1 protein-coding gene is annotated in these 264 nt (G+C 48.1%); it reads right to left on the bottom strand.

Annotated elements, in window-relative coordinates; genetic code table 11:
• Positions 1 to 264: amidoligase family protein (locus RG959_RS24330; RefSeq protein WP_342799320.1), on the bottom strand; the 264-nt coding region annotated here is incomplete at both ends.

Here is a 264-nt window from a genome sequence, read left to right as displayed (position 1 = left end):
CTCCACGATTGACGCCCAGTCACCCATTAGGCGTTTTAATGGACTCTGTAAAAATTCATGGTAAGCGGAACAGCAGGCGTCTAAACGTTGTTTGTCAGCGGCCAATCGCTCCACTTCAATCCAGTCATTCCACGCGACGTTTATTCCCCAAGCTGGGTCATCAATCTGGCAGTCAGGTAAACGGTAATGAAACGTGGGTCGGGCTTTAATCAGCACATCCTCCGTGCTTGCTAAGACTCTTTGCTCATCGAGAAACTTAAACAA

The sequence above is a fragment of the Domibacillus sp. 8LH genome, from assembly GCF_038806185.1.
GTDB lineage: Bacteria > Bacillota > Bacilli > Bacillales > Domibacillaceae > Domibacillus > Domibacillus indicus_A.
Note: the sequence above shows the minus strand (reverse complement) of the source record. Positions and strands in the feature narration are given on the sequence as shown.